Source organism: Alteromonas sp. MB-3u-76, assembly GCF_002831605.1.
Classification (GTDB): Bacteria; Pseudomonadota; Gammaproteobacteria; order Enterobacterales; family Alteromonadaceae; genus Alteromonas; species Alteromonas hispanica.
In genome coordinates this window covers 1,903,019-1,929,980 of the sequence record NZ_CP025115.1, presented here as the reverse complement: position 1 = coordinate 1,929,980, position 26,962 = coordinate 1,903,019, and the positions used below count along the sequence as shown (strand labels likewise).

General features: G+C 43.8%; 21 protein-coding genes. 6 read left to right on the top strand and 15 right to left on the bottom strand.

The genetic code is table 11. From position 1 onward, the window contains the following. Positions 1-129: a hypothetical protein gene (locus CW735_RS20010; protein ID WP_269748047.1), complete on the top strand. Its 129-nt coding sequence runs from the start codon at positions 1-3 to the stop codon at positions 127-129. A 112-nt stretch (positions 130-241) separates the two neighbouring features. Here the strand turns inward: CW735_RS20010 and CW735_RS08495 are convergent, their stop codons facing one another. Further along, entirely contained in the window at positions 242-1,198 is a 957-nt protein-coding gene (locus tag CW735_RS08495) for a DNA-binding protein (protein WP_157812666.1), read from the bottom strand. A 258-nt stretch (positions 1,199-1,456) separates the two neighbouring features. Between CW735_RS08495 and CW735_RS08490 the strand changes: the two genes are divergently transcribed. Both CW735_RS08490 and CW735_RS20110 read left to right on the top strand, forming a co-directional pair. After that, positions 1,457-2,344, top strand: a complete 888-nt coding sequence (locus tag CW735_RS08490; protein WP_100971706.1) for a hypothetical protein — start codon at positions 1,457-1,459, stop codon at positions 2,342-2,344. After that, positions 2,287-2,439 carry a tyrosine-type recombinase/integrase gene (locus tag CW735_RS20110; RefSeq protein WP_157812665.1) on the top strand — a complete coding sequence of 51 codons (153 nt, stop codon included), beginning with the start codon at positions 2,287-2,289 and terminating at the stop codon, positions 2,437-2,439. The genes CW735_RS08490 and CW735_RS20110 overlap by 58 nt, the downstream gene beginning before the upstream one ends. Positions 2,440-2,784: 345 nt before the next feature. Here the strand turns inward: CW735_RS20110 and nhaC are convergent, their stop codons facing one another. The 5 genes from nhaC to CW735_RS08460 all read right to left on the bottom strand — a co-directional run bounded on the left by nhaC (position 2,785) and on the right by CW735_RS08460 (position 8,801). Continuing rightward, positions 2,785-4,212 carry a Na+/H+ antiporter NhaC gene (gene nhaC / locus CW735_RS08480; protein WP_100971704.1) on the bottom strand — a complete coding sequence of 476 codons (1,428 nt, stop codon included), beginning with the start codon at positions 4,210-4,212 and terminating at the stop codon, positions 2,785-2,787. 28 nt (positions 4,213-4,240) lie between these two features. After that, entirely contained in the window at positions 4,241-5,548 is a 1,308-nt protein-coding gene (locus CW735_RS08475; RefSeq protein WP_100971702.1) for a DUF2254 domain-containing protein, read from the bottom strand. A gap of 162 nt (positions 5,549-5,710) precedes the next feature. After that, on the bottom strand, positions 5,711-5,848 hold the full coding sequence (locus CW735_RS08470; protein ID WP_100971700.1) for a DUF2256 domain-containing protein: 138 nt from the start codon (positions 5,846-5,848) through the stop codon (positions 5,711-5,713). Continuing rightward, on the bottom strand, positions 5,835-7,373 hold the full coding sequence (locus CW735_RS08465) for a cryptochrome/photolyase family protein (RefSeq protein ID WP_100971698.1): 1,539 nt from the start codon (positions 7,371-7,373) through the stop codon (positions 5,835-5,837). Before CW735_RS08465 ends, CW735_RS08470 begins: the two co-directional genes overlap by 14 nt. A 3-nt stretch (positions 7,374-7,376) precedes the next feature. Beyond that, positions 7,377-8,801, bottom strand: coding sequence for a cryptochrome/photolyase family protein (locus CW735_RS08460; protein WP_071978915.1), 1,425 nt, complete (start codon positions 8,799-8,801; stop codon positions 7,377-7,379). A gap of 113 nt (positions 8,802-8,914) precedes the next feature. On the opposite strand from CW735_RS08460, the gene CW735_RS08455 reads away from it, so the two are divergent. Then, complete coding sequence (locus CW735_RS08455; protein WP_100971695.1) at positions 8,915-10,225, top strand: DASH family cryptochrome; 1,311 nt, start codon at positions 8,915-8,917, stop codon at positions 10,223-10,225. A 163-nt stretch (positions 10,226-10,388) separates the two neighbouring features. Further along, complete coding sequence (locus tag CW735_RS08450) at positions 10,389-11,939, top strand: cryptochrome/deoxyribodipyrimidine photo-lyase family protein (RefSeq protein ID WP_198520998.1); 1,551 nt, start codon at positions 10,389-10,391, stop codon at positions 11,937-11,939. A gap of 45 nt (positions 11,940-11,984) precedes the next feature. On the opposite strand, the gene CW735_RS08445 is transcribed toward CW735_RS08450, so the two are convergent. Then, the gene (locus CW735_RS08445) at positions 11,985-12,272 is read right to left on the bottom strand and encodes a hypothetical protein (RefSeq protein ID WP_071978911.1); all 288 of its coding nucleotides are present in this window, start codon (positions 12,270-12,272) and stop codon (positions 11,985-11,987) included. Between the two features lie 130 nt (positions 12,273-12,402). Between CW735_RS08445 and fabA the strand changes: the two genes are divergently transcribed. Further along, the gene (gene fabA, locus CW735_RS08440; protein ID WP_100971691.1) at positions 12,403-12,921 is read left to right on the top strand and encodes a bifunctional 3-hydroxydecanoyl-ACP dehydratase/trans-2-decenoyl-ACP isomerase; all 519 of its coding nucleotides are present in this window, start codon (positions 12,403-12,405) and stop codon (positions 12,919-12,921) included. A gap of 228 nt (positions 12,922-13,149) precedes the next feature. Here fabA and CW735_RS08435 read toward each other — a convergent pair whose 3' ends face one another. The 8 genes from CW735_RS08435 to CW735_RS08400 all read right to left on the bottom strand — a co-directional run bounded on the left by CW735_RS08435 (position 13,150) and on the right by CW735_RS08400 (position 26,836). Beyond that, positions 13,150-14,184 (bottom strand): IS110 family transposase, encoded by a 1,035-nt coding sequence (locus CW735_RS08435; RefSeq protein WP_100970746.1) that lies wholly within the window; start codon positions 14,182-14,184, stop codon positions 13,150-13,152. A gap of 123 nt (positions 14,185-14,307) precedes the next feature. Further along, a complete protein-coding gene (rmf, locus tag CW735_RS08430; protein ID WP_071978909.1) occupies positions 14,308-14,484 on the bottom strand; it encodes a ribosome modulation factor in 177 nt (58 codons plus the stop codon). A gap of 325 nt (positions 14,485-14,809) precedes the next feature. After that, positions 14,810-16,582, bottom strand: a complete 1,773-nt coding sequence (locus tag CW735_RS08425) for a DUF3466 family protein (RefSeq protein WP_071978908.1) — start codon at positions 16,580-16,582, stop codon at positions 14,810-14,812. Between the two features lie 12 nt (positions 16,583-16,594). Then, positions 16,595-18,535, bottom strand: a complete 1,941-nt coding sequence (gene uup / locus CW735_RS08420) for an ATP-binding cassette ATPase Uup (protein ID WP_071978907.1) — start codon at positions 18,533-18,535, stop codon at positions 16,595-16,597. Continuing rightward, positions 18,532-18,765: a glutaredoxin family protein gene (locus CW735_RS08415; protein ID WP_071978906.1), complete on the bottom strand. Its 234-nt coding sequence runs from the start codon at positions 18,763-18,765 to the stop codon at positions 18,532-18,534. The genes uup and CW735_RS08415 overlap by 4 nt, the downstream gene beginning before the upstream one ends. Beyond that, complete coding sequence (gene rlmKL, locus CW735_RS08410; protein ID WP_100971689.1) at positions 18,762-20,858, bottom strand: bifunctional 23S rRNA (guanine(2069)-N(7))-methyltransferase RlmK/23S rRNA (guanine(2445)-N(2))-methyltransferase RlmL; 2,097 nt, start codon at positions 20,856-20,858, stop codon at positions 18,762-18,764. Before rlmKL ends, CW735_RS08415 begins: the two co-directional genes overlap by 4 nt. Before the next feature lie 60 nt (positions 20,859-20,918). After that, complete coding sequence (pyrD, locus tag CW735_RS08405) at positions 20,919-21,926, bottom strand: quinone-dependent dihydroorotate dehydrogenase (protein ID WP_071978904.1); 1,008 nt, start codon at positions 21,924-21,926, stop codon at positions 20,919-20,921. Between the two features lie 71 nt (positions 21,927-21,997). Beyond that, entirely contained in the window at positions 21,998-26,836 is a 4,839-nt protein-coding gene (locus CW735_RS08400; protein WP_100971687.1) for an NAD-glutamate dehydrogenase, read from the bottom strand. Positions 26,837-26,962 lie beyond the last annotated feature (126 nt).

Below are 26,962 nucleotides of genomic sequence, written 5' to 3'. Positions count from 1 at the left end.
ATGCCTGATCTTCAGCCGGCAAATCATGACGATGCCATGGGACGCATAAGCTATGCTGCGCAGCGCCCCAGCACCGATAGCGTCATGAACAACGGTAGGGATTGGATCTTGAGCACAGCAATGTCATAAGAAAAGCAGACGGTCGATGTGCTCACCTGGTGAGACATTGTTCATTTGATAAGGTGGTATGTTTATCGTTCGCTACATAACATCTTGTGTTGTTTACGCATCAACAGCATTATCATTGCGGCGTATCATCGTTTACGCTTAACTTCTTCGTTTTTTTCACCGTTTTGTTTGTTTGGTGCATGTATTCTGCGATCAGATGCGCTTGTGTGTTTACCGTCGCGTCAGCTGCCACTAATTGTTTGCGAGTTTCATTAAGTGCAATCGTTTGTGTATTCAGAGCGTCAGTCGAAGAGGACAGATCACAGCGAAGCAGATCGGATGCGTGCTCTAACCTCTCGACGGTTTGTTCAAGACGCTGATTGTTACTGCGGGATTGCGCGAGTGCCTCTTCCAAAAAGCGATTCTGCTCTGCCAATGCTTTGTGATCGTTAAGCGCCTGAGACAATGTAACCTCCAATCGCGCCAGTGTAAGTTTTTGCTCTTGGTTGGTGCCGGTTAAGCCGGCCAGCTCTTGCGTCAACGCGTGTTGTTGATGATTGAGTTGTGTGATCGTACTTTCAAAATGATGGGTTTCGCGCTCACGCTGAGACGCGACAGACGCACGATAATGCTCAAGCGCCGCACGCGCATCCACGTGCTTGTCCTCTAATGATTGATTATGCGTTGTCAGTAACTGGATTTCCTGTGTCATTGATGCGAGCCGTTGTTCGTAACGATCACACTCGCGAAGTGCTGTATCGCGCGCCGCTGTGATGTCAGTCACATATTGAGTCAATTCAGCGATGTCATTGTTAGCTCGCGCAATCTGAGCCTGCAACGTATCGTTTTGCTCCGATAGTGCGACTGCGCAAGCCGCCTGCTCGTCAAGTGACTTTTTAAACCTACTTTCACGTTCAACCAACGTGGCATGCGTCTCCTTTTTTAATCGCGCCGCAACGTGGCTTACAAGCTGCTGTAATTCTTCAGACAGTAAGACTTCTACCGGCGCATTTGCGCCCCCTTCGGTTAAGCGTTTCAAATGCTTATGAATAGTGCTCTTTGAGCCCGTATTCCCGAGCTCTGCGCGCACAGCGTCGATCTACACACTGTTACCGCGCGCAATGATGGCCTCTGTGGCTTGTTTAACGTTTGTCAGCGTCACGCCGGTTCGCGCCATTATAATGTACTTTATTACGTAATATGTATATACAGTATAATGTTTGAAGCATTCGAAATCAAAATAGGGAAATATAAACAAGCGATAATCATGGTTTATGCTATCTTGACTGACTAATATGCCCTATTCTTGCTAACCAGTACTGTACTGACCGGATGGTGTCATCTCTTCGTGGCGAAATCACTCTCTCAACACAATGAAGCGCATGAGCAGGAACTCGCCGAGCGAATTTCACGGTATATCAATGCGGCTACCCGGGATAACACGCGAGAAACGTATCGTTCAGCAGTCGAGCATTTTGAGGTGCATTGGGGTGGCAAGTTACCGACGACGCCTGAGAATATCGGACGTTATCTGGTGTCGTATGCTGATAGCTTGGCCCCCAGTACGCTGAGGACACGACTAGCTGCACTCAGTCAATGGCATAAAACGCAAGGGTTTGCTGACCCCTGCTCTTCTGTACACGTCCGTAAAATCATGCGAGGGATCCAGGCAGTTCACAGTAAAAAGCCAAAGCAGGCGCATCCATTACAAATAGAACATTTGCAACAGATCACTGCATCGTTGGACGCGCAAATTAGCGCTTCTGTAAACAATGCCAGCGTAATACGCGGCTACCGTGATAAAGTTCTGGTGTTATTGGGATTTTGGCGAAGGTTTCGAATTGACGAGTTATCCCGGTTAATGCTTGAGGATTTGGAGATCATCGATAATGTCTGTCTTCGTGGTTATGTAAGGCAATCCAAAACCGACCGGCATAACCAAGGGATGTACTTTGAAGTACCTGCACTTAAAACATTATGCCCAGTCAACGCTATTTCAGAGTTTGCAGCGCAGATGGAGCTGGATGATGGACCGGTATTTCGTAAGATTGATAGATGGGAGAAAATCAATACAAACGCTATCAGTGCCGGCAGTATCCCGGCAGTATCCCGGCAATACTCCGGCGAGTTTAATTCCAATCAAACATACCAAATTCCAAGGCATTTAGTAGCCACTCATTGCGGCGCGGATTTGCTCATTGGGCAAACCATCAAGGATGGTCATTACATGAATTGATGCAGTATGTGGGCTGGAAAGACATCCAATCTGCAATGCGATATCTCAATCATAGCGAGGCTTTTCCAAATCGAATAACTGCGAACGAGCCTTAAAATCGCTATTTTCAACATCGAAATTAGCTGGATTAGATTAGTTAGTGCTTAATTGTACTAGCACTTTACTATGCTGACTTATACCTTTAGTATGACCGCTAATTAATAAAGAAAAACGGTTTAGTATTTAGCTTAGTTTTTCCTTTTACTTTTTCTTTCAATTGTACTTATCGTTTGTCCTTGGCTCTGGCTTTGTATTGGTTGTTATTGCCTAAGGTTTAAAAATTTACGTATATCTTTCAAGCGACCCAAGCCAAGCGCCCTACTTTTTACTTGCCGCTTTTCGACTCGCTTTTAAAACCAATTAGCTCAATGGTTATGTAAGTGTTGTGGCAGTTTAAAGAGTTACTTTTTCAATAGACCTATGCCAACGGCGGCCATTATCACTGCGACTATCGCATTTAAATAATTAAAGAACGCGTAAGGTAAATAAGATAGAACATCCACTCCCAAAGTGGCTGCGTAAAAAGCGCCTGCCGTAGTCCAAGGAATTAATGCTGTTGTCATTGTTGAACCTTCTTCCACAGAACGTGAGAGTATGGCGCCTTCTAATTTTTGGTCGTCATACTTTTCCTTAAACAATTGGCAGTTGAGTATTATTGATATGTAAGCTTCACCCATCGCAATATTTCCGACAAACCCCGATACTATAGTTGTGGCGATAAGGCTTGCCGTCCGTTTTACTCTTGCAATACTGCCTTTTAGTAAAGCGCTTAAAAAGCCTGCACCATGCAGAATGCCGCCAAGCGCGATGGCCATGAGCGCTAACAGTAAAGTCCAACTCATGCTGGTGATACCACCGCGACCTAAAAGTGCGTCCAGGTTAGCTATACCTGTCGATGCTGGCGTATTTTCCCACAGTGCGTTTAATACAATTACCGTGCTTTCTATATTACTTTCACCCTGATAAAAAATGGCAATCAGTACGGCAAGTACAATGCTGCACGACATACTGACTTCTGCCGCTACTTTTTTAATGCTGAGCGTGGCAAGTAGTAAAAGAGGAAGAAGCGTTATTAAAGGCATCAGCTTATATTCTTTATTTAGCGCTGTTTGAATTTGGGTAATAGAACTAAAGGTAAGATTTTGATCGGCATTCCCAAAACTGTGGCTAAACCCGATTATTAAAAAGATTATCAAAGTGAGAATAAACGTAGGCACAGTGGTAAACAGCATGGCATAGATGTGCCTGAATAAAGTGGTTCCAGCGCTCATGGCAGCAAGATTAGTGGTATCTGAAATGGGAGACATTTTGTCGCCAAATGTTGCACCACACACAATCATGCCTGCTACTAACGGAAGTGGAATGCTCATAGCACTTCCGATACCGATGAGTACCACGCCCAAGGTTCCCACAGTTCCCCATGAAGTACCGGTAGCGACAGACATAATGGCACAAAGTACTAATCCAACGGCTAAAAACAAACTTGGGCTAAGCCAGCTAAGACCGTAGTACATCAAGGTAGCTATTGTACCGCTATGCATAAAACTGGAGATCACCATGCCGATAAGTATAAATATGTAGATAGCAGGCATGGCTTTCGATAGCGACGAGGTCATTAATTTACGGATTTGTAGATAGTTAAACCCGATAAAAGCCGCGTTTACACCAGTCCATAAAAGGCAAACAAACATCAGCGCATGTAAACTTATCCCAAGACCAAAAAGACCGCCCGCTATGGTAATAACGACAGCGGCGAAGCACACAAGCGAGTGTTGAAATGATGGCTGTTGTGAAGCAGCAATTGAAGACGTAGACGTTTGATTGGACATTTTAACTCTCAAGAGGGCCAGAATTAATTTACTGCTCTATAAAAGAATCAGAAAAAACATTCTCTAAACGCTCGATATCCGGTTCGAAATTTAACTGCTGCTTACTGCGCTCGAAGCTAAGCTTTGCAAAGTGTTTAGCATTTGTTTTGAAATCTTCAGCCACATGACTATCGTTGTTTTCGAAGCACTTTGCTAGTGTTTGAAGAGATTTTTGGATGCGAATTGCTACTTCAATATTGTCGGCGCCATCTCTTGATATACTGGTATATGCATCGTCAAATATGTCTTTAACAGATATTTCTGGTACCGAAATGCAGCTGTATTTTACTTCGTAATCGGGCTGCTGCTCTTTATTCTCATTGCTTGCCACGTTAACTTTAGACCATAAAAGCAGCAAACGGGTAATGCTGCTTATAGTGCCTATGGCAGTACCATGATCGTTTACCGATGGCGATAGTGCCCTAGATGCTATCTCCGCCAATACGATAAAACCAAACCTGGGGTCGGCTTCAAATGAGCGTGATGTACTTATGCTAAATGCACTTTTTATTACTTCGGCATCAACGTCTTTATTTACAAACGCAATATTTTTATCCGGTGTGACAAACTCACCGGGAAGCATGGCAATATTCACAAAAACATTATTATCTGACGCCCATTCCTGTATTTTAGCGATATCAATCAATTGAATATACCCAACCTCATTTGATTGAACGGCATAACTCCCCTGCTCGCTTATTTCGCTTGCGGGAACAGCGCCCAAACACGGTGTTTCAATGCGTTGCTTAATTGCCCGCTCAGTTGCGCTTTCCACCTTTAACATGGTTGACTCTACTCGCCCCAAGCGGGCAACGCTGTCTACCCAACGAATAAAAGTAAGAATAACGATAGCAAACGCTAGGCAGGTGATACAGAAGAGGAAAAATACACCAGCTTCTTCATAAAACTTCTGGCTCATTGCCGTCAATGCCACAGCACTGTATATAAATGCGCCCACAAACGTTGAAAGTGCGTTTTGCGACACATCATCTGAAATAGTAAGCCCGAGAGAACGAGGCGTAGAAGACTGACTTGCAGACGCATAGGCGTTTACCATGGTGCCTGCAGAAAAGGTAGCGATGACCATCATGCTTGATGCCATGATAGAGAGCAAGGTAGTCACTGAATCGGGCTCAATCTTTGGGATATGCTCGGCTAATGATGTTCCATCAACTATCTTTGCCGCAAATACAGCAAGCAAGGAAAGCACACAAAAACCTAGAGGCTTTATCCAAAGTTTCTCTTTAAAACTAAATAATAAAAACCGTACTTTGTCTACCGACAGCGGTGTGTCCATACCCTAACTCCAAAACCTTTATGATACCTAGTGTGGCGAGTACGCCAGTTTGGCTGAACTCTCTGTAATATTCCTTTTTTGTATCAGCTACATTACCTCTGCGCCTTAGCTAGCACCACTGTTTAATTTGTATTTATAACGGGTTTGCGCGGACGAGTGTTGCTATGTCTTATTCTTATTACCTGCGCAGCGTTTTGAGCAATATCGCACGTTTTCCCAATCCCGTTCCCACTTTTTACGCCAAGTAAAAGGACGGTTACACACGGGGCACATTTTTGTGGGTAAATCAGACTTCTTCATTTTTCGTGATCTTCGTCAAAAATACAGCGGCGTCTTCTTTCATTGCATTAATATTATCTTCTTTCATTCTTCCGTAGGTTTTTAAAATCATCGCCATACGGTGGTTGTTGCTTAATTTATCTTTGTTCTTGTCTATAAAGTGCCAATACAAATAATTAAATGGGCACGCTTTTGGCCCTGTCTTTTTGGATACTTGATAGCCACAGTTTTTGCAGTAATTCGACATCTTGTTGATGTAACTGCCGCTAGCCACATAGGGCTTACTAGCAAGGTTTCCACCATCGCTGTACAAAATCATGCCTGCCACATTTGGCAGTTCTACCCATTCATATGCATCGGCGTAAACAGAAAGGTACCATGCTTGCACTTGCTCTGGGCTAAGTTCAGTCAGCAGACTAAAATTACCTATAACCATTAGCCTCTGAATATGGTGGGCATACGCATTCTGTTTTGTTTCTTTAATACACTGACGCATACAGTTCATATTAGTCTGTGCATCCCAATAGAAATTGGGTAAGTCACGCTGGTTGTTAAAGTAATTGTCAGTTTTGAGGCCGGGCATAAAATACCAATAAAAACCGCGAATATATTCTCGCCAGCCTAATATTTGCCTAATGAAACCTTCCGCAGAATTTAGTGGTACTTGACCGCTATGGTACGCCTGTTCGGCAGATTCAATCGCTTCTTTTGGCGTTAACAGTCCACAATTCAGATAAAACCCGATATGTGAGTGGTACATCCATGGTTTGCCTTCCACCATTGCGTCTTGATACTGACCAAAGTTGGGCAATCGTTCTTCTATAAATGTATTCAACACTTCCAGTGCGTCTTTTCGCGTAACGGCGAAAAAGAAGTTGTCTAGGTCGCCAAAGTGATCAGGGAATTGTGATTCTACAAGCGCCAAAACGTCTTTTGTGATCTCATCTATGGCAAAGGTGCTGTGCTTTGGCACTTTATGATCCTCAGGCATGGACTCACGATTTTGTGCATCGTAATTCCATTTTCCGCCTACAGGATTATTACCGTCCATTAGCACATCGTGCTTTCTGCGCATTTCGCGATAAAAAAACTCCATGCGTAATTGTTTTTTGCCTTCAGCCCAGTCGCTAAACTCTTGTGGCGTCGCTAGAAACCTGTTGTCCTCGCATATATGAACTGGAACACCTAGCGTACTTTCCCATTGTTGAAAACTATTCAACAAACGATGTTCACCGGGCGATGTAACAACCACGCTTTCAAACTCACCGTTATCTAAACTGTATTTGACTTGTTCCAGTAAGCTACCTTGATTGTGCTTGTCATCATATTTTACATAGTCAACATTGTAGTTCTGAGTTTCAAGCTCACGAGCAAAGTGGCGCATGGCACTAAACAAAAACGCAATCTTCTTTTTGTGATGCTTTACATAGGTGGCCTCTTCTCTCACCTCTGCCATTAATATGGTATCTACGGTTTTTTTAGCTTCGGCAATAGCAGGAAGTGTTTCAGTTAGCTGGTCGCCCAATACAAGAATAAGTGAAGCCATGAGCTATCCTTTAATTTCTTGAAAAGCATCAAGTGCGCGCTGTCTCGAGGCTTTTAAATCAACAATGGGTTTTGGGTAGTTTTTACCTAGCTCAAAATTAGCATCTTTCGCAATCACACCCGGAATTTCCCATGGTTTATGTATGTATTTATCTGGAATATCTTTCAATTCTGGGCAGTACTTACGTACGTACTTACCTTTCTTGTCAAATTTTTCGCCCTGAAGTACCGGGTTAAAAATTCTAAAATAAGGGGCTGCGTCTGCGCCAGAGCCCGCTACCCATTGCCATCCAGCGCTGTTACTCGCTAAATCTGCGTCTAGTAATGTATCCCAAAACCAGCGCTCGCCTTCGTGCCAGCTCAGCAGCAGGTTTTTTACTAAGAACGAACCTACAATCATTCTTACACGGTTATGCATATACCCGGTTTGCCATAATTCGCGCATACCCGCATCTACAATAGGAATACCGGTGTTACCGGTTTGCCATGCTCTTAAGCTTTCAGCGTCTTTTCGCCAAGGAAAGTTATCGAACTTGTCGTTGAAGTTTTTGTTTGGCAGCGTTGGAAAATGATAAAGCAAGTAATAGCTAAACTCGCGCCAGCCAAGTTCACTTAAATAGGTGTCTATACTTTTATCTTCTGTGGAGCCGAACTTATCTTTTATGGCGTACCACACTTGATTTGGCGACATCTCACCAAAATGTAAGTGTGGTGACAATCGTGAAGTCCCCTTCATCGACGGTATATCTCTCCCGTCACGATAGTGTCTGGCGGCATGCTCTATAAAATCAGACAAGTTATCGGCAGCGCCATCTTCACCGGGCTTCCACATTTTTTCGATTGTGCCGTACCACTCAATTTCTGGCATCAGGTTCAAGGCATCTAGCCCATCATCTTCGCATTGGGTGTCTGCGTAGGTAATTCTCGCTGGTGGGGCCTTTGGATAACGCGGCTGCTCAACGTTTAAGCAGCCGTTTCGATAATATGGAGTGAAAACGCGGTATGGTGTGTCATCTTTTTTGAGAACCTTCATGGGTTCCCACAATAAACTACCGTTACTGCTATGTGCCTCAAGACCGTTGTCGATAACTTGTTTTTTTATCTCTTTATCGCGGTTGATTTGCCACGGCTCATAGCAGCGGTTCCAAAATATTGCTTTTGCATCAACCTCTTTCATAATTTGAGGAATGAGCTTTTTAGGATCGCCTTTGTAAAACTTCAAATGACCGTTTAGCCGTTTATTCAAAGAGGTAAGAGAGTGATGCAACCACCACTTACTCGCGCCGCCTGGAACTCTACCATCGGGGGTAGTATCGTCGAATATGTAAATAGGAAGAATTTTCCCCATGTCGCAGGCAGCGTTTAATGCTGGGTTATCATTCACTCTAAGGTCTTGTCTAAACCACATAATACTTACAGGAACGGTCACATTTTTTCCTTTTGATGTTGCTCTAATTTTTAATTACTTACGTAATTGAACTTGTACGCATTTCTACGGATTCAGGATCCGTTCGTGTTATAAAAATAAAATAGAGAATTATCATGCCAAATCATACTCTTAGCGATAATAATACGACAAAAAAGCAGCGAGGGCTGTTTTGGTTTAGACACGATTTACGCCTTCACGATCAACCTGCGCTCATTGAGTTGTGTGAAAAGGTTGATGAAGTCTCATTTATTTATATTCTGGATGAAACGCATTTTTCCCCGACTAAATACGGATTGCAACGTATGGGTGACAATCGTTATCAATTTTTGATGGCGACATTAGCAGACTTAAAACGCTCTCTTGAAAATCAAGGACACAGCTTGACTGTGCTTAAAGGGAATACTTCAGAATGTTTAGCTAATGTATTGAAGCAGGGACACTTTTCCTACCTTGGGCTGAACAAGCATGGTGGCTTTTATGAACGAAAGCACGTGGATGAATTAGCTTATAATTATCCGAATCTTTCAATTATTGAAGGCGAAGCCCTTACCTTATTCAATGAAAACGATCTGCCTTTTTCAGTTGCAGAAATGCCAGACGTATTTAGCCCCTTCAGGCGCAAAGTTGAGAAGAAACTAACACCTAGAGAAGCTATCGGCACTTTAGAAATCCTTCCTTCTGCGTTTGTGCCTGAGTTTTCTGAACAAGATAAGCTAGATGTAAATGCAGAGCTTGATAATGGGTTTAGCAACGAATTCAACGGCGGTGAGACCGCAGCGCTTGAGCATTTAAACACGTACCTTTTCGAGTGGCATGCAGCAGCGACCTATAAAGAAACAAGAAATGCGCTGGACAGTTGGAAAGACAGTACTAAGCTGTCACCTTGGCTTGCAGTAGGCGCGCTTTCACCGAGAGAAGTGGTTCGTCAGGTAGCCAAGTTTGAACAACAAGTAGAAAAAAATGAGTCAACGTACTGGATTTATTTTGAATTACTGTGGCGAGAGTTTTTTCACTGGTTACAAACAAAATACGAAGAGAGATGGTTTAAATTTGGCGGTATTCAGCAGGCATCTCCCAATACAAAGCATAACCCAAAAGTGTTTGTTGATTGGTGTAACGGCGACACTGGCTACCCAATTATTGATGCCTGTATGAAACAGCTAAAAGCAACGGGCTATATGTCCAATCGAGGAAGGCAGCTTGTCGCTAGCTGCTTTGTTCACGAGTTGCAGCAAGACTGGCGATATGGTGCAGCGTGGTTTGAAAACCAGCTGCTCGATTTTGATGTGGGTAGCAACTGGGGCAATTGGCTTTACCTTGCCGGTGTGGGAAGTGACCCGAGAGGACACAGACAATTTAACTTAGATAAGCAAACAGCAACTTACGATCCAGACGGTGCGTTTAGGCAGAAATGGCTGGGCTAATTGTTATTACTCAGTTTCAAAGCGCCATGTCTCAAAGCGCTGGCGTACTAAGAGCCAGCGCTGAAGAAACCAGTAGTGTTAAGGCTCATTACGTTAGCGCCCCCTTGATGCGAGCTCCCCTGCTGATAGCCCCCTTGCTGAAATACCATGGCTAAGTAATATAATGAGTGCCTCGAACGTAAAGACTGCCACAGTAATTTGGTTAAAGCGCGACCTCAGGCTTCGCGATCACCAGCCTCTATTCGACGCTGTTCATCAGGGCGAAAATATTATATTACTTTACTGCTGGGAGCCATCGCTTTTAGCAGACCCACACATGGACGAACGCCATTGGCGATTTGTCGAACAAAGCATTAACGATATTAACGAGCAACTTCCTGGTGAAGCGAAGGTACTTGAGCTTAATTTGGAAGTAGAAAGTGCGCTTACCTTAATCAATGAACAAGTCAGAATTGCAAGCCTGAGAAGCTATCAAGAAGTTGGTTTACTGGTTACGTATAACCGGGACAGAAGAGTAGCAAGATATTGTAATGAAAATAAAATTTCTTTTTGTGAGTGTAATTCAGGGGCTGTAATTAGAGGCTTGCCCAATCGGAAACATTGGCAAGAAAACTGGGAGGCTCACTTTAATTCTCCCACGTATGATTTCGATATTAAGGCCGCAAAGTGGCTTCCATGGTGGAATAATAACAAGCTATCAGAAATGGCCACTACCTACTCTGCCTTTACCAAAACCTCTTTGATTAATGAACATATGCAGCAAGGCGGTGAGCGACGTGCTTGGCACGTAATGAAACACTTTTTCAAAGAACGCGGGAAAAAGTATCACAAGAATATTTCTCGTCCCCACGATGCCAGGCGTTCATGTTCTCGTCTTAGCCCCTACTTAGCGTGGGGAAACGTATCGATAAGGCAGGTCTATCATTTCGTTGAAACTGAAAAGAAGCACAAGAAAACACTTTCGGCGCCAGACAAAGCTTTGTGGGCAAGAGCTCTTTCGGCGCTAACCTCTCGTCTTCATTGGCATTGTCACTTTATTCAGAAATTTGAGAGCGAACATGCTATCGAATGGCGGCCCATGAATTCAGCCTACGAAAACTTTCCGTTTATTGACGGACCAGAGGCGGAGCGGCGTTTTCTTCATTGGAAAAGAGGCACCACAGGTTATCCTCTTGTCGATGCCTGTATGCGCGCACTGTCAAAAACCGGATATATCAACTTCAGGATGCGCGCGATGGTTACCAGCTTTTTGTGCCATCATTTAAACGTTCACTGGATAAAAGCCGCTCATTATCTCGCTACACAATTTTTAGATTTTGAACCTGGTATTCATTATCCACAAATCCAGATGCAGGCCAGTGTGACAGGCATTCACACCGTGCGCTTGTATAATCCTCATACTCAGTCTATGAAATTAGATCCAGAGGGTGAATTTATAAAGAAGTGGGTTCCTGAACTGGCTGCCCTACCCGGTGATGCAGTGCATGCTCCCTATGCCATTCCGCCTTTAGAAGCGATGATGATAGACTTCGATATTGAAAGGGACTATGTATTACCTGTGGTTGATATTGTGAGTACCACTAGGCAGACTAGCGAGCGGTTGTGGAGCTACAGAGAACGAAAAGATGTGTTGCAGGAGGCAAAACGGATAGTGCAGCGCCATACCATGCAAAATAGTCCAAGTAGACAATGGTTAAAGAAAAAAGTGAAATAAACCACCTTAACAACTTAGATGCTGCTCACTTTTATACACTAACCGCTACCGTTCGTTTTTTCTTAACCATTCGGTAAGAAGCTTAATTTGGCCGCATTTATAGGCCGCATACATAAGCCGCATGGCGTTTGACATGGCTTCACTGTCAGTCCAGCCAGTTTTTTCTCTTATTTCGTCATAGCAGACTTTTGCCTCGGGTGTTACGTAGCCCCGGACGAGTTTTTTACCTGCTTCCTTCTGACGTTCTCTAAAGCGTCGCTGTTTCTCTGCATTCGCTTTTGCTCTATCGCTAATATTTCTGTTTCGCGCTGTTTTTAGTGGTTTTTCTGTCATAATCGTTACACTTATTATTGAGAATTTAGTGTACCACGCGTTTTTCTTTATAAAAATGACTGTTCGGAGTTGTTTAGCGAACAACTGTTCGCTAAATTAGCACTGAAATTTAAAACAATACGAGTTGGGAATGTCAGAGAAAAAAAATAGCTTTACTAGAGACGACTTATTAGCGTGCAGTCGAGGCGAGATGTTTGGTCCAGGTAATAGCCAACTTCCTGCACCGAACATGTTAATGATGGACCGCGTGGTTTCCATCACCGAAGATGGCGGTGAGCACGGAAAAGGCGAAATTATTGCAGAATTAGATATCAAGCCAGATTTATGGTTTTTTGACTGCCACTTTCCAGGCGACCCAGTAATGCCGGGGTGTTTAGGCTTAGACGCTATGTGGCAGTTAGTTGGTTTTTTCCTAGGATGGAGCGACGGACCTGGTAAAGGCAGAGCACTGGGCGTGGGCGAAGTAAAATTCACCGGTCAAATTTTACCAACGGCAAAAAAAGTGACGTATAAACTTACTATGAAACGTGTTATCAAGCGTAAGCTCTTTATGGGCATGGCTGATGGTAGTGTAGAAGTTGACGGCAGAGAGATATATGTCGCAAAAGATCTCAAAGTTGGCTTATTCCAAGATACATCTAATTTCTAAAGAATTTTAGAGATAAAAATGTATGGTCCGCCTCGTTATTGCAATGATTAATTTCGATAACGGGGTTGGTTATGCGCTAATGTATTCGGAGTCTGTTTAGGCGCTTTCGCAACCCGCTCCACGATGAGATCCGCGCTGGATTATCCTCAAAAAACCGAAAGCTTCTGAGAGCTGTTTTTTATGTCAGGTTTTAATCCAGTGGTTCTACCGTTTTCGTCATCATATTTATCATTGCAAACCCGGTGCTAACGCTTTGCTGTTGAATGCTTTTTTTGTTTTCATCACTGCCCATGCTATTCGGGCCAGTTTGTTGGCCAGGGCAACGGTTACAACATTGAATGGCTTGGTGGCGCGTAAATTTATCAACCACTCGCCATAAATCTTTCCGGTCTTATCCGGCCTGGACATAACCGCCCTGGCGGCATGGATAAACAAGGTTCGGAGTTCTTTGTTACCCCGCTTGCTTATCCCCAGTAATTTGGGTTTACCGCCAGTTGAGTACTGCGCTGGAACTAACCCTAACCATGCAGCCATGTTTCTTCCGTTTTTAAAATCCGTAGCGCTACTGATGTTGGCAATACAAAGGCTGGCGGTCATATCGCCAATACCTGGGATGGTTTTAAGAAGCTGCCCTATCGGGTTTGTATCAACCAGTTGCTTTAGCTTTTTATCTTGTCTCTCAATGTTCCTGTTAAGGAGCAGGTAATATTCGTGCAGCTCCATGAGCTCTTCCATAAGTAACCCTGGCAAGACCTGCCGCTGCTGTGAAAGCCAGTTAAACAGTTGCTTCATTACGCTATGGCCTGTTGGAAGTGCAATGCCAAACTCCAGCAGTAAGGAGCCTATACGGGACATGCAGGCTGTTCTGTCTTTGACATAACCATGCCTTGCTTTATGAATAGCTGAAATGACCTGGGCTTCTTCTGATTTGACGCTGACAAACCGCATTTTCGGTCTTATTGATGCTTCGCATATGGCCTCTGCATCAATAAAATCATTCTTATTGCTTTTAACGAAAGGTTTTACGTATTGTGGCGGGATTAGTTTGACCGTATGCCCCATCAACTCACACTGCCTGCCAAGCCAGTGCGCACCGCCACAAGCTTCGAAGGCAATTGTGCATGGCGTTAATTGATGAAGATAGTGAATGAGTGCCGAGCGGGAAAATTTTTTGCGAATGATTTGATTATCTGAATAGTCGCGGCCTATCACGTGAAAAGATGATTTGCCTAAATCGATTCCAAGAACTTTAATAGTAGACATGATGGTTCGCCTCTTTGATTGCCTAACTCTAAGATTAGCTTAGAGGTGAGGCGGACCATCTAATTAAAGCCCCTTTATTAAAGGGGCTTTTCCTTTTGCATAATCAGTATAAAAGAGAAAATGTTATTTTACACTTAGTCCTAAGTGCCTATCTTCTACCGCCTCGCGCCATCCACCTAACCACTGTGAACGAGCATCGTTTTGCTGAAATGGACAATTTTCTTTTGCACGGCCACTGATGCCAGCTTGATAGCCTTTAGAATGTGCACGTGTCATTTTATCTCTTTTTTGTCTTTTCATTGACTAGCCTCTTTTGTCTGTTGGAAGTACAACAACGTCAGTTCGCGGGCGCTCTACATCTTTAGTTATCGAAAGTGCCGGAAAATATTTTGTGTACACTACTTAGATAGTGCACTTAGCCAATTGGTTCAAGGGCATTTTGAAATTAAAGTTCTTGACATTTAATAAATTGATGAACTTTATATGAAATTTTTTTGACAATTTTTAAAATTTTCTATTACACATTAGTCATGGTTTTAAAATGAAAAAAGGCTACTCAACAGAGCAGCCTTTCGATTTTTATCACAAATTATGTGAGATCAAATATTCAAGTATAGCGGCTTTATTATTTACTAAGCGCTTTACTTTTTACCCTGCGACGGAATACTCCCGCACATAAAATACCGAACATAGCTAACCACCCCATAGATGCAGCTTGCCTTTCGTAAGGCTGTTCATCTTCTGGTACCTCACAATCGTCTATCTCACCGTTTGCTATGGGTGAGAGCTTGACCGCCACTATTGCATCAATATCAGTAGTTTCACCGGCGCTGTCTAAAATCTCGACACCAGTAACTTCCTTGGCAGTGGTTCTTATCCGCGCATTAACCAAAATTTCATTGTTGTCGTTAATATCTACCGCTTCAATTAGCTCATAAGTATTATCACACGCTACTAAATCGTTAAGATTAACCAGCTCTTCAGTATCAATGTTATACATGAATGCTGCCTGCTCGCGCTGAGTTTCATTGGTTGCCGCTACGTCTGCACTGCCCACAACGATATTATTGTTGTTTATAGCATTAGGCGTTACCCCCGCACTGGTGAAGAAACCGTCAGGATAGAATTTTTCTTGCGAGTCTAGGTTGTAAACAAATAGCTTAGAGCGAGATGCCGTGTCTGATGGCGGCAATACTGCGCCAGTTACCCAATTGTTATCATTAATTGCAATTGCTTGGCTGATAATGTTTTCGTCACGTGGCAACAGTTCAACAGTTTCACCGTCTCTGAATACCGTTGCGACACGCTCACTTTCCGCTCTTCGCGACTGATTCGGACGAGTAATGGCAACGAATTCACCCGTTAGGCTCTCACCTACTGCAATACCTTGGTTGTTGATATCAAAAGCGTAAGTGTAAAGATAAAAGGTATTGTCTTCAGCCGGTTCTTCAAGCAGTGGGTATGTCTGTGTGCTTATTACGTCACCGTTAACATCAAGCTGCCAAATAGTGGCATTAACTTCTGACAAATTGACAAAGGCTGGCGCGGTTGCAACTTGCGTATTAATAAAGGGCGACGTAATACGGGGCGCGGTGAAATCGCCGGTATATAAATTAAATAAACAGCGACCGATGGAAATATCGCCGCGCTCTTCATCGTCATCACAGCGTTCTCTCGCCTCGTCTACTGATGTTTGGAAACTTACAGTACTGAAACCCGCAACTTGTAGATTGTTGTTAATCGCCCGTGCTGAAGCGAAGCCACCTAAGGTATCGTCTACTGGTGGTAATACTTTGGTTTCCCCTGAGACTTGAACAAAAGCTTGCTGCGAAGACTCTGGATACGTGTATTTAATGATATCGCCGTCTTCATTTTCGTATTCATCAAGAATAACTAAGCCACCCGAATCACCCACAATGTAATCACCACTCAGACTGTCTCGTCCAAATGCTTCAACAGACTGTGTGTAATCATCGAATTTATCGGTAATCTTATCTAACCCTGGTACTAATTCAGCATCTACTGTATCGGTAACATAGGTTCTAAATTGGGCTAACTTTTGAATTTGAGGAAGCGTTGGGTTAGAAATTAAATAACTGACTATTGACGAGTAATCTGAGTCAGTAAATACACCTTGGCGAGCTGACTCTTCGTCTTCAAGCGCGGGACCAAATTGTTCAAAAAACGTGGTCCCCTCGATGAGTTGGTCTACGTCAATAGGCGGGCTGTATTCAAGCTGCGCTATAGTAAGCATTTGTCCGGCCTCATCTATAGAGCGACCAAAGTTACTGCGTGCAGTATCCTGTAATGGAAGAGGTGTCACTGAATAAGTGGCGGCAAACGCCGAAACACTTCCTGTTGCCAACAGAACGGCGGCGGCAAGCTGAGTTCGTTTCATCTAAAATCCTATTTACTGCTGATTATCTTCCAGCATACTTTCTAATTCGTCCCAGCGCGCATATTTCTGGGACAGCAATAATTCTTTATCCGCTAAAAGTGCAAGCGTTTTTGCGGTAGCGTCACTGTCTTGTTTGAAAAAGTCAGGATCATTAACCTGCTCCTGCATTTCTTCTAACTCTGCTTCAAGGTTTTCTAACTCGGCAGGAAGCGATTCCAGTTCACGCTGATCTTTATATGATAACTTTTTCGTCTTACGGGGAGAAGACTTAGCACTAGGACTGTCTGAAGCGGAATTAGTTTCATTCCTCGTCTTGGCTTTCTCTTCTCTTTCAATTTGAAGACGCTTTTCCTGCTGCCCTTTATACCAGCTTTCAACGTCTGAGAAACCCCCAATAAATTCCCTTAACTGCCCTTGGCCCTCAAATACCAGACTGCTGTTGGCCACATTATCAACAAACTCTCTATCATGGCTTACTAATAACACTGTACCCGTGTACTCGTTTAGCAGTGTTTCTAGCATTTCCAATGTTTCTACATCAAGATCGTTTGTCGGTTCATCGAGAACAAGTAAATTGCTTGGCTTTAGCATCAACTTTGCCAGCATAAGACGATTCTTTTCACCACCCGATAAGGATTTTACCGGTGCATTTACCCGCTCTGGTGTAAAAAGGTAGTCTTGTAAGTAGCTGATCACATGTCTAGGGTGGCCGTTAACCATGAGGTCACGCTTCCCATCGCCAACCGCATCGATAACGGTTTGCTCAAGGTCCAGGCCGTGCCTATGTTGGTCAAAATAGGCCACTTCTAAATTTGTGCCGCGCTTGCAGCTCCCTGCGTCTGGCTGCAACTCCCCTAGCAGCAATTTGATAAGCGTACTTTTGCCGCTTCCGTTAGGGCCAATAAGCGCAAGTTTGTCGCCACGCAAAACGTTGAGACTGAGTGATTTGACAATGCAAAGGTCGCCAATGTTGTACGACAAGTTTTCCACTTCAAAAACCATTTTGCCAGAGCGAGCAGCCTGGTGCTGACTTACCACCGCGCTGCCTTGTACTGCACGCCTAGCTTTGCGTTCATCTCGAAGTTTTTTGAGGGCTCTCACACGACCTTCGTTTCTCGTACGACGAGCTTTAATTCCCTGCCGAATCCACACTTCTTCTTGCGCTAGTTTTTTGTCAAACTCCGCATTTTGTGAAGACTCTACCTCTAAATCGTGCTGTTTTTTCTCTAGGTAGGTTTCGTAATTACCCGGATAACTGGTTACGGAACCTCTGTCTAAGTCAATGATCCGCGTTGCCATAGACCGAATAAAGGCCCGGTCATGACTGACAAAGACAATCGCGCCATTATAATTACTTAAGCTCGACTCCAGCCAACGAATCATTTCAATGTCTAAGTGGTTGGTAGGTTCATCAAGTAACAATAGGTCTGGTGAGCGCACCAAGGCTCTTGCAAGTGCCGCTTTGCGACGCCAGCCACCGGATAGTGTAGACAACGAGGTGTCTGGCTCTAGTTTCAGCATGGTTAAGGTTTGTTCTATTTGTTGCTCGAACTGCCATGCATCTCGCGCCTCTAATGCTTCTTGAAGGCGCTGTAACTTATTGAGGTTAGCCTCGCTTGGGTCATCACCTACAAGTCGGGTTTGGTGAAAATAGGCTTTTAGCGTCTCGCCGATATCAGACAGTCCCTCAGCAACATAGTCGAAAAGAGTAACATCGGTGGTTTGTGGAGGGTCTTGTTCTAGGCGCGCAATAACAATATTGTTCTCTATGATCCGCTGGCCTTCATCGGCAATAACATCCCCAGAAATAACTTTCATTAGGGTTGACTTACCACTGCCGTTTCGACCAACCAAGCACACTCTCTCTTTCGGTTGAACGATAAGCTCTACACCATCTAATAACGGCGGATTACCGTAAATAACAGTAATATTTTTTAACTGCAAAATACTCACTGCAGAAATGCCTCCACGTCAGCTGTAGTAAATGGCCAACCTAATTCTTTGCCATTATCCTCCCGTTTTAAAACGGGAATGCGGGCACCATATAAATGGTACAAATCGGTGCTGTCTCTAATGTTAAGTTTTTCTACGTTTAATTCTGAAAAGCTGCTGGCGTTTTGCAATTCCACATCTGCCAAATCGCATAGGCTGCATTGAGGACCGGTGTAAAAAAATATCTTCATAGTTTTAGCGTCCAACACTGGTGTATTTTGCCCTTTCTTGCGAAGTCTTCTGGAATAGTTTGTTGGGTTATATTTTCGATTGTAAAACCGAGAGCCTCGAGAGCCGAATTATCGAGCTTAAATCCGCGCTTGTTATTAGAGAAAATCACTGTACCGTTTTCATTCAAGCATGCATGAGCGCGGGTAAGCATATCTACATGGTCTCGTTGCACATCCCATGTATTACTCATTCTTTTAGAGTTTGAAAATGATGGCGGGTCAATAAAAATTAGGTCGTATTTGCCTTTGTGGTCGGCTAACCATGTAGTGCAATCGGCCTGCACGAACGCATGAGGACCCTCGAGCTTATTTAACGCTACGTTTTTCTTTGCCCAATCTAGATAGGTGTTCGACATATCTACCGTGGTAACTGATTTAGCGCCACCTTTTGCAGCAAATACCGACACGCTGCCTGTGTAAGAGAAAAGGTTAAGTACGTCTTTCCCTTTCGCCATTTTCATCACAATTTGGCGCGTATCGCGGTGATCTAGAAACAGCCCGGTGTCTAAGTAATCGGTAAGGTTCACCAAAAAGCGAGCACCGTTTTCATACACTTCCATCATGTCGCCAGACTGATTAATCTTTTCGTACTGCTTGGTTCCTTTTTGCTGACTGCGTACTTTCAGCACAATATTTTTAGGCGCTATCCCTGTTACCGCAGGTAAATGTAGCAAAACCTCTTGCAGGCGTTTACGTGCTTTATCTTCAGACACCGTTTTCGGTGGAGCGTACTCCTGCACTACCAACCAGTCGTCATACTTATCGATAGCCACATTGTAATCTGGTAGGTCAGCATCATAAATGCGATAGCAGTTGGTGTCGGCATTTTTTAACCAAGGTTTCAGCTTTTTTAGGTTTTTCTTGAGTCGGTTTGCGAACTCATGATTACCCGCATCTTCACTAAATTGGACGGTATTCTCTTCGTTTAACACATAATTAGCTAAGCGACATTCTAGTTTTCCGTTGTTCATTGCGTAATCTTTCGAGGCGCGTAATTTAAGCACGCGCAACAGATCGCGATTACTGCTTAACAGCGATACATGCCAACCTTTCCACGCTTCTTTAAAGCGCTTTCCCCATTCACTGAATAGAGGAATGAGGGATGTAAGTTCGCCAAGTCGCTCGCCGTAAGGTGGATTAGAAACTATATATCCCGGCGTTGATACCGGAGGCGATGATTTTGTGGCGTCTTGCTGACTAAACGCAATATCGTTATACACACCAGCATAATCGGCATTAGCTTTAGCAATGGATACCATCTTTCTGCTGAAATCTGCAGCATAAATTCCGCTCGCCGAAGGTTTCTGATTAGCCAACGCGTCATCTACTAGGGTATCCCATAGTTTTTCTTCGTGGCCCAACCATTTGGTAAAGCCCCAGTAAGAGCGCTTAATTCCTGGTGCTATATTTCTCGCAATATAGGCCGCTTCAATAGCAATAGTTCCTGAACCACACATTAAATCAACCAGAGGTACTTCGGTATTTTCGGTCCAGCCGCTACGCATGAGCATGGCACATGCAATATGTTCTTTAAGAGGAGCATCACCGGTTTCTTGTCGATAAGCGCGCTGGTGCAAACTGGCGCCGGACAAGTCGATACCCATAATCACGTTGTCACGTTGTAGCTTCGCGTAAACTGAAATGTCAGGATGCCTGCGCTCCACAGACGGTCTTGCCAACCCTTGTTCTACGAAGGTATCAACGATAGCGTCTTTGATACGAACCGCGCCAAACTGAGTGTTTTTAATCGCGAAATTTGTTCCTACAAATTGTACTGACAGTGTGTGACGAGAGTCCATTTGCATCTGCCAATCTACGCTCATCGCCGTATTGTAAAGACTCTCTGCGTTGTTAGCTTTACCAGAGGCTAAGACCCATATAACCCGGTTAGCCAGCCGAGACCATAAACAAAGTTTATAGGCATCTTCTTTAGTGCCCTCGAACTGCAGCATGCCCGGCGCCTGCTTTATTTGTGCCTGTGGACATAAATTAAGTATTTCTTGTTTGAGCAGTTCGTCGAGACCGCGGCTGGTAGTCACCAGAATTGTATTCATTCATTTACCTGTAGTGGCAAGGGGCAGCAATACCCCGTGCTTTATGTGAAATCGAGCGTATTATAACGCGTTTACGATACGTTTAACGAGTGATGGCCCCTGATAAATAAAGGCAGAATAAAGTTGAACAAGCGATGCGCCTGCATCTAAGCGTGCTTGAGCCGCCTCAGGAGAATCAATACCACCTACCCCAATAATTGGCATTGATTTATCGAGGGCTTTATCGAGCTTACGAGTAACCTCTAGGCTCATGTCCGTCATCACTGAGCCACTTAGCCCACCCATTTCATCGGCATGAGGAAGACCTTGAACGGCATCCCGAGACAACGTGGTATTGGTGGCAATGACGCCGTCCATCTTGCTGTTCATTAACGACACTGCAATGCTGCTAATTTCTTCATCAGTTAAATCAGGTGCAATTTTGATAAACAGCGGAACATATTTACTGTGGGTTTGCGTCAAGGTTTCTTGCGCAGCTTTAAGACCCGCTAAAAGTGAATCTAATGCCTCACCGTACTGAAGGTTTCTAAGCCCTGGGGTATTCGGAGATGAAATATTTATGGTGATGTAGCTCGCGTAAGGGTAAACCTTGTTCAAGCATATAAGATAGTCGTCCAAGGCTTTCGCATCTTCAGTATCTTTATTCTTACCGATATTTATTCCAATGGGCCCTTTAAAGCGCGCATTTTTTACTTGCTCAATAAGGTGATCTACGCCCTTATTATTAAAGCCCATTCTGTTGATAATGGCTTGCTTTTCAGGCAGTCGGAACAAACGAGGTTTTGGATTACCAGGCTGCGGACGAGGTGTTACTGTACCAATCTCAACAAAGCCAAAGCCCATGCTAGAGAAGGCATCTATACAATCGCCATTTTTATCCAACCCTGCGGCAAGACCAACAGGATTATCAAACGTTATCCCTGCAACTGTTACAGGACGAGCAATTGGCGTGGTGCTGTACATCCATTTCAGCGGTGTATGTTGCGTTTTATTCAGCCAATTTATGGTGAGATCGTGACTTTTTTCAGGTTCGCACTGAAGCAGCAGCTTTTGCACAAGAGATTGCATGGGTAGTAAAACACTCGCTAATATAAAAAAGCCCTGATGAACAGGGCTTAAATCATTAAGGTGCGTGTATTCTAATGGTTAGACTTCACGCTTAAAAGCATCAATTCACGTAAAGCGACAGAAAACTTCGCAAATTCGTGTGTAGAGCTGGTTTTAAACTCTGACATCATATGATACCAGCGCTTTAACAGCACCTGATTGCTGTCTATCCACTCATCGAGAATTTGATCTGCATCTGCGGTATCACTGCGAGATTGCAGTAGATTTGCAGCGATAGAACGCTGTTGCCAATCTAACTCTTCACGATAAGACGCACGAGCAAGAGCTTGCCAGTGGTTGCTTACAGCCTGATTATTAATTTGATCGAGGAACCAATGTAACTCCAATCGCGACCCTAATTGATAGTAAAGCTTCGCTACCACATCGGTTTCGTGTTTATCAGCATCAACAATTTGTGCCAAATCAAAACTTGAGAACATGTTAGAGAAGCTGGCTACTTGATACGCAATATCTGCAGGTACATCCTGTTCAATATATCTTTGCGTTGCGGCTTCAAGCTGAGCGTATTCACTTTCTACTAAGTAGTGCTGCAAGTTCTCAGACAGCTTTTTGAATGTTCCACGATAGCTTTCGATGGCATCCTCAATAGACTGCGTTTTGCTACCGTGCCTTATATACCAGCGTGCACCACGACGCATAATGCGTCTCGCTTCATCTAGCATAGTAAGCTGAAGTTTTGCGCAAATAACATTGTCTAGTTCTTCAATGCGGGCCCATAGGTTTTCCATATTGAAAATCCCGTGAACAATGGCATAGGCATCGGCAATTTCACTCACGCTTGCCCCGGTCTCTTCCTGCAGACGGAACACAAAATTGAGCCCCATATCATTCACCATTTTATTGGTTAATTTGGTGGCAATAATTTCGCTGCGTAGCGGATGCTGTTGCATATGCTCGTTAAATCTACTGCGCAGTACTTCTGGGAAAGCGTGCAGCAGCAATCTAGCGTGATAAGGATTTTCGGTTATTTCAGGAATGTTCAATGCATCCTTCATAACCATTTTTCCATAGGCAATAAGAACACTTAGCTCTGGACGTGTAAGCCCTTGATCTGTTGCCACCCTATCTGATATTTCATCATCGCTGGGGATAAACTCCAGCTCTCTGTTTAACTGCCCTTCTCTTTCTAAGCCGTGAATAAAGCGAAGCTGCTCTTTTAGCTGTTTTACGTCGGCTAGTTCGGTAATAGAAATAGACTGAGTTTGGCGATAGCAGTCTTTCAATACAATGGCAGAAACATCATCTGTCATATCGTAAAGTAGCTTATTACGCTGTTTTACCGTGAGTTCGCCATCGTTCACCAAGCTATTGAGCAAAATTTTGATGTTAACTTCGTTATCTGAGCAATCTACCCCGCCCACGTTGTCAATGAAATCGGTGTTAATGCGACCACCATTAGCGGCGTATTCAATACGCCCAAGCTGTGTTACTCCTAAATTGCCGCCTTCTCCGACAATTTTAGCCTGTACTTCTTTACCGTTTACTCGCAAATCATCGTTAGCGCGATCGCCTACAGAAGGATGAGACTCTTTCGAGCTCTTAATGTAAGTACCAATGCCGCCATTCCACATAAGGTCTACTGGCATTTTCAATACATTGTGGATGAGCTCATTCGGCGTCATTGTCTGCTGTCGTGTACCCAACCATTTCTTCATTTCCGGAGAAAGTTTTATGGATTTTGCCGAGCGGCTAAATACACCCCCACCTTTTGAGATGAGCTTGCTATCGTAGTCTTCCCACGACAGACTGGGGTTTTCGAACAGACGCTGACGTTCTTTATAACTGGCTGCAGCATCAGGGTTAGGATCGAAAAATATGTGCAGGTGGTTAAACGCACAAATCAGCTTTGTATGCTCTGAAAGTAACATGCCGTTACCAAATACATCACCGGCCATGTCACCCACACCGATACAAGTGAAGTCGGTGGTTTGACAATTAACCCCCATTTCACGGAAGTGACGTTTAACAGACTCCCAACCACCGCGAGCAGTAATGCCCATTTTCTTATGGTCGTAGCCAATGCTGCCACCGGATGCAAATGCATCGCCTAGCCAGAAGTTAAACTCATCGGCTATACCGTTAGCAATATCAGAGAAAGTTGCTGTTCCCTTATCGGCGGCAACAACCAAATAAGGGTCATCATCATCCAAGCGAACCACATCTTTTGGTGGCACGATTTCGCCATTTACAATATTGTCTGTTATGTCTAGTAAGCTGGTAATGAACGTACGGTAACAGGCTTGTCCTTCTGCTTGAATAGCCTCACGCCCTTGGCCAATAGGCGCTTTTTTACAGACAAAACCACCTTTCGCACCTACAGGTACAATAACCGTATTTTTAACTTGCTGTGCTTTTACCAGGCCTAACACTTCAGTACGGAAGTCTTCTTGACGGTCAGACCAACGCAGACCGCCGCGCGCTACTTTACCGCCTCGCAGGTGAACACCTTCAACACGAGGACTGTAGACAAAAATTTCATACTTAGGTAATGGCAGAGGCATATCGGGAATAAGCTCTGGAAGCATCTTAAACGACACGTAAGACTTTTCGTTACCTGCTTCGTCTAGTTGATAGAAGTTGGTACGTAATGTGGCTGACATCATGTCTAGATAACGACGGATAATTCTGTCGTCATCGAGATTGCTCACGCCATCGAGCTGCGATTTTATGTCAGCTAAAATTCCGTCTTCTTTTTTCTTGTTACGCTTTTTCTTAGGGTTAAAGCGCTGGTCGAAAAATTCAACTAATAAGCGGGCTATATCAGTGTAGTTGGCTAATGTATTGGCAATGTAATCGTGGCTAAACGAGCTTCCTGTTTGACGCATATATTTTGCATAAGCGCGCAAGATAGTCACCTTACGACCGGTGAGATTAGCGCCAAGTATGAGACGGTTGAACGCATCGTCTTCAAGCGTGTTGTACCAGACCTTCGCAAATGCGTCTTGAAACAGAACTTGAGCGTTTTCCATATCAAAATGCTGACCGCTTTTGTGCAGCATTTTGAAGTCCATTATCCAGTTGTGCTCTCCGCCTGAACACGTGATTTTATAAGGGCTTTCATCAATTACGCGTAACCCGAAATTCTCCAGCATAGGCAGTACATCTGATAGATGAATAGGCTCTGCTCTATGGAAAAGCTTCAGCTTAACGATTTGGCTTTCAGAGTCTTCTTCTTGAGGACGATAAAACAGCATATCTAACGTATGCTCGTCATCTAACATCTCAAGTTTACCGATGTCGACAAGTGCTGCTGAAGGAAGGTTATGCTCCATATAGCTACGAGAAAACGCATTGCTGTATTTCCGCTCTAGCGACTTGCCAGACGCTTCGCCGTGGGAAGCCGATATTGCAGAAGCAAGTCTGTCGTTCCAAGTCTTGGTTAACTCGATGATATTTTGTTCTATTTCCTTCACGTCAAATTCCGCATTGTTATCGTTCACTCGCGCGATATAGTGTGTTCTCGCATACACTGATTCAGAAAAGAAGGTGGTAAATTCAACTTCTTCAGAAGCATTAAGTGATGCCTTTAAAAGCTCCTGCGTTTCTTTTCGCAGTTGTGTGTTATAGCGCTCACGAGGAACGAATACCATGCATGAGAAAAAGCGACCAAAGGTGTCTTTACGAATAAATAAGCGAGAAATGCCCCGCTCTTGCATTTGAAATATTCCCATCACAATTTGCGCTAGCTCTTGAGCAGGCGTTTGCAGTAATTCATCTCTGGGATATGTTTCAACGATATTGACAAACGCTTTGTATGCGTGAGTTCCAGGCTCAAAGCCCGACAACGCGCAAATTTTCTCAATCTTTTCTTTCAGAATGGGCAGTTCAACAACACTCTGGTTGTAGAACGAAGCAGAGTAAAGACCTAAAAAGCGGTGCTCACCAACTACTTGACCGTTTTCGTTAAACACTTTTACACCCACATAGTCCATGTAGGCAGGACGGTGAACTCGCGCTCTTGAATTGGTTTTGGTTAAAATTAGCGGGTTCTCACTTAAGGCTTCGGTGCGTGCCGATGCCGGCAGCTTTGATAACAACCGTTCTCGGTTGTTAATAGAATTCTTTAATAAACCTAAGCTACTGTCGTTATTTGGGATCCAGCGGTGATCGCCCTCAATGGCTTTCACGTCGTAATAACGGTAGCCCATCATGGTAAAGTTGTGGTCGCTTAACCAGTTAAGGAAACGATTAACTTGTTCTTTTTCATCACTCGAGATTGGCCAGTTGAAACTTTCACTGGTTTTAATCACGTTCTGTAAAGTATTAGTCATATCTTGCCAATCAGCAACGGCAAGGGAAACCTCATCTACCACTGAGCGCAATTCTTTGGTAAGCAGTTCTATGTCTTTCTTAGACGTTTGGCGGTCTACCTCAATGAAAATCACCGTTTCTTTTTTAGCACCGTTTAATGTCTTACCCTGCTCTGAAAAACTTTCTACCTTGTTGCTCTCGTCACGCTTAATGCCAATAGGACTATGAAGAAACAAGTGCGCAGTGATATTTAATCGGTTCAAAGACATGCGAACCGAATCGACTAAGAACGGCATATCAGACACAATCACTTCAACAATAGTGTGACTTGAGTGCCAGCCATGTTTGGCAATTTCCGGGTTAAAAACTCTTATGTGGGGTGCAGAGTGGTCGAATCGTGAAAGTGCGTTCCATAAACTGAGGGTGGCACCGTAAAGGTCGCTGTCGTTGCGATTTTCTAAATCATCGCTTGATATATTTTTATACAACAGACGTCCGAATTGCTGCACAAGAGACTTCTGCTTCGCATCTACTTTTTTGTCGATAAGTTCGAATACGTTATCTAGCAGTACTGAGTGTCGCTGTGAGGTGACTGTCATTTGTTAACCTTTTAGTAATATCGTAAGTGCTGAAAACCTTTGTATTTTCTCTAATAAAGCGGCCTATTAAAAGCCCCTTTTTAACCTTATATTAACAGCATAGATAACTATGCAAAAAACACCTAA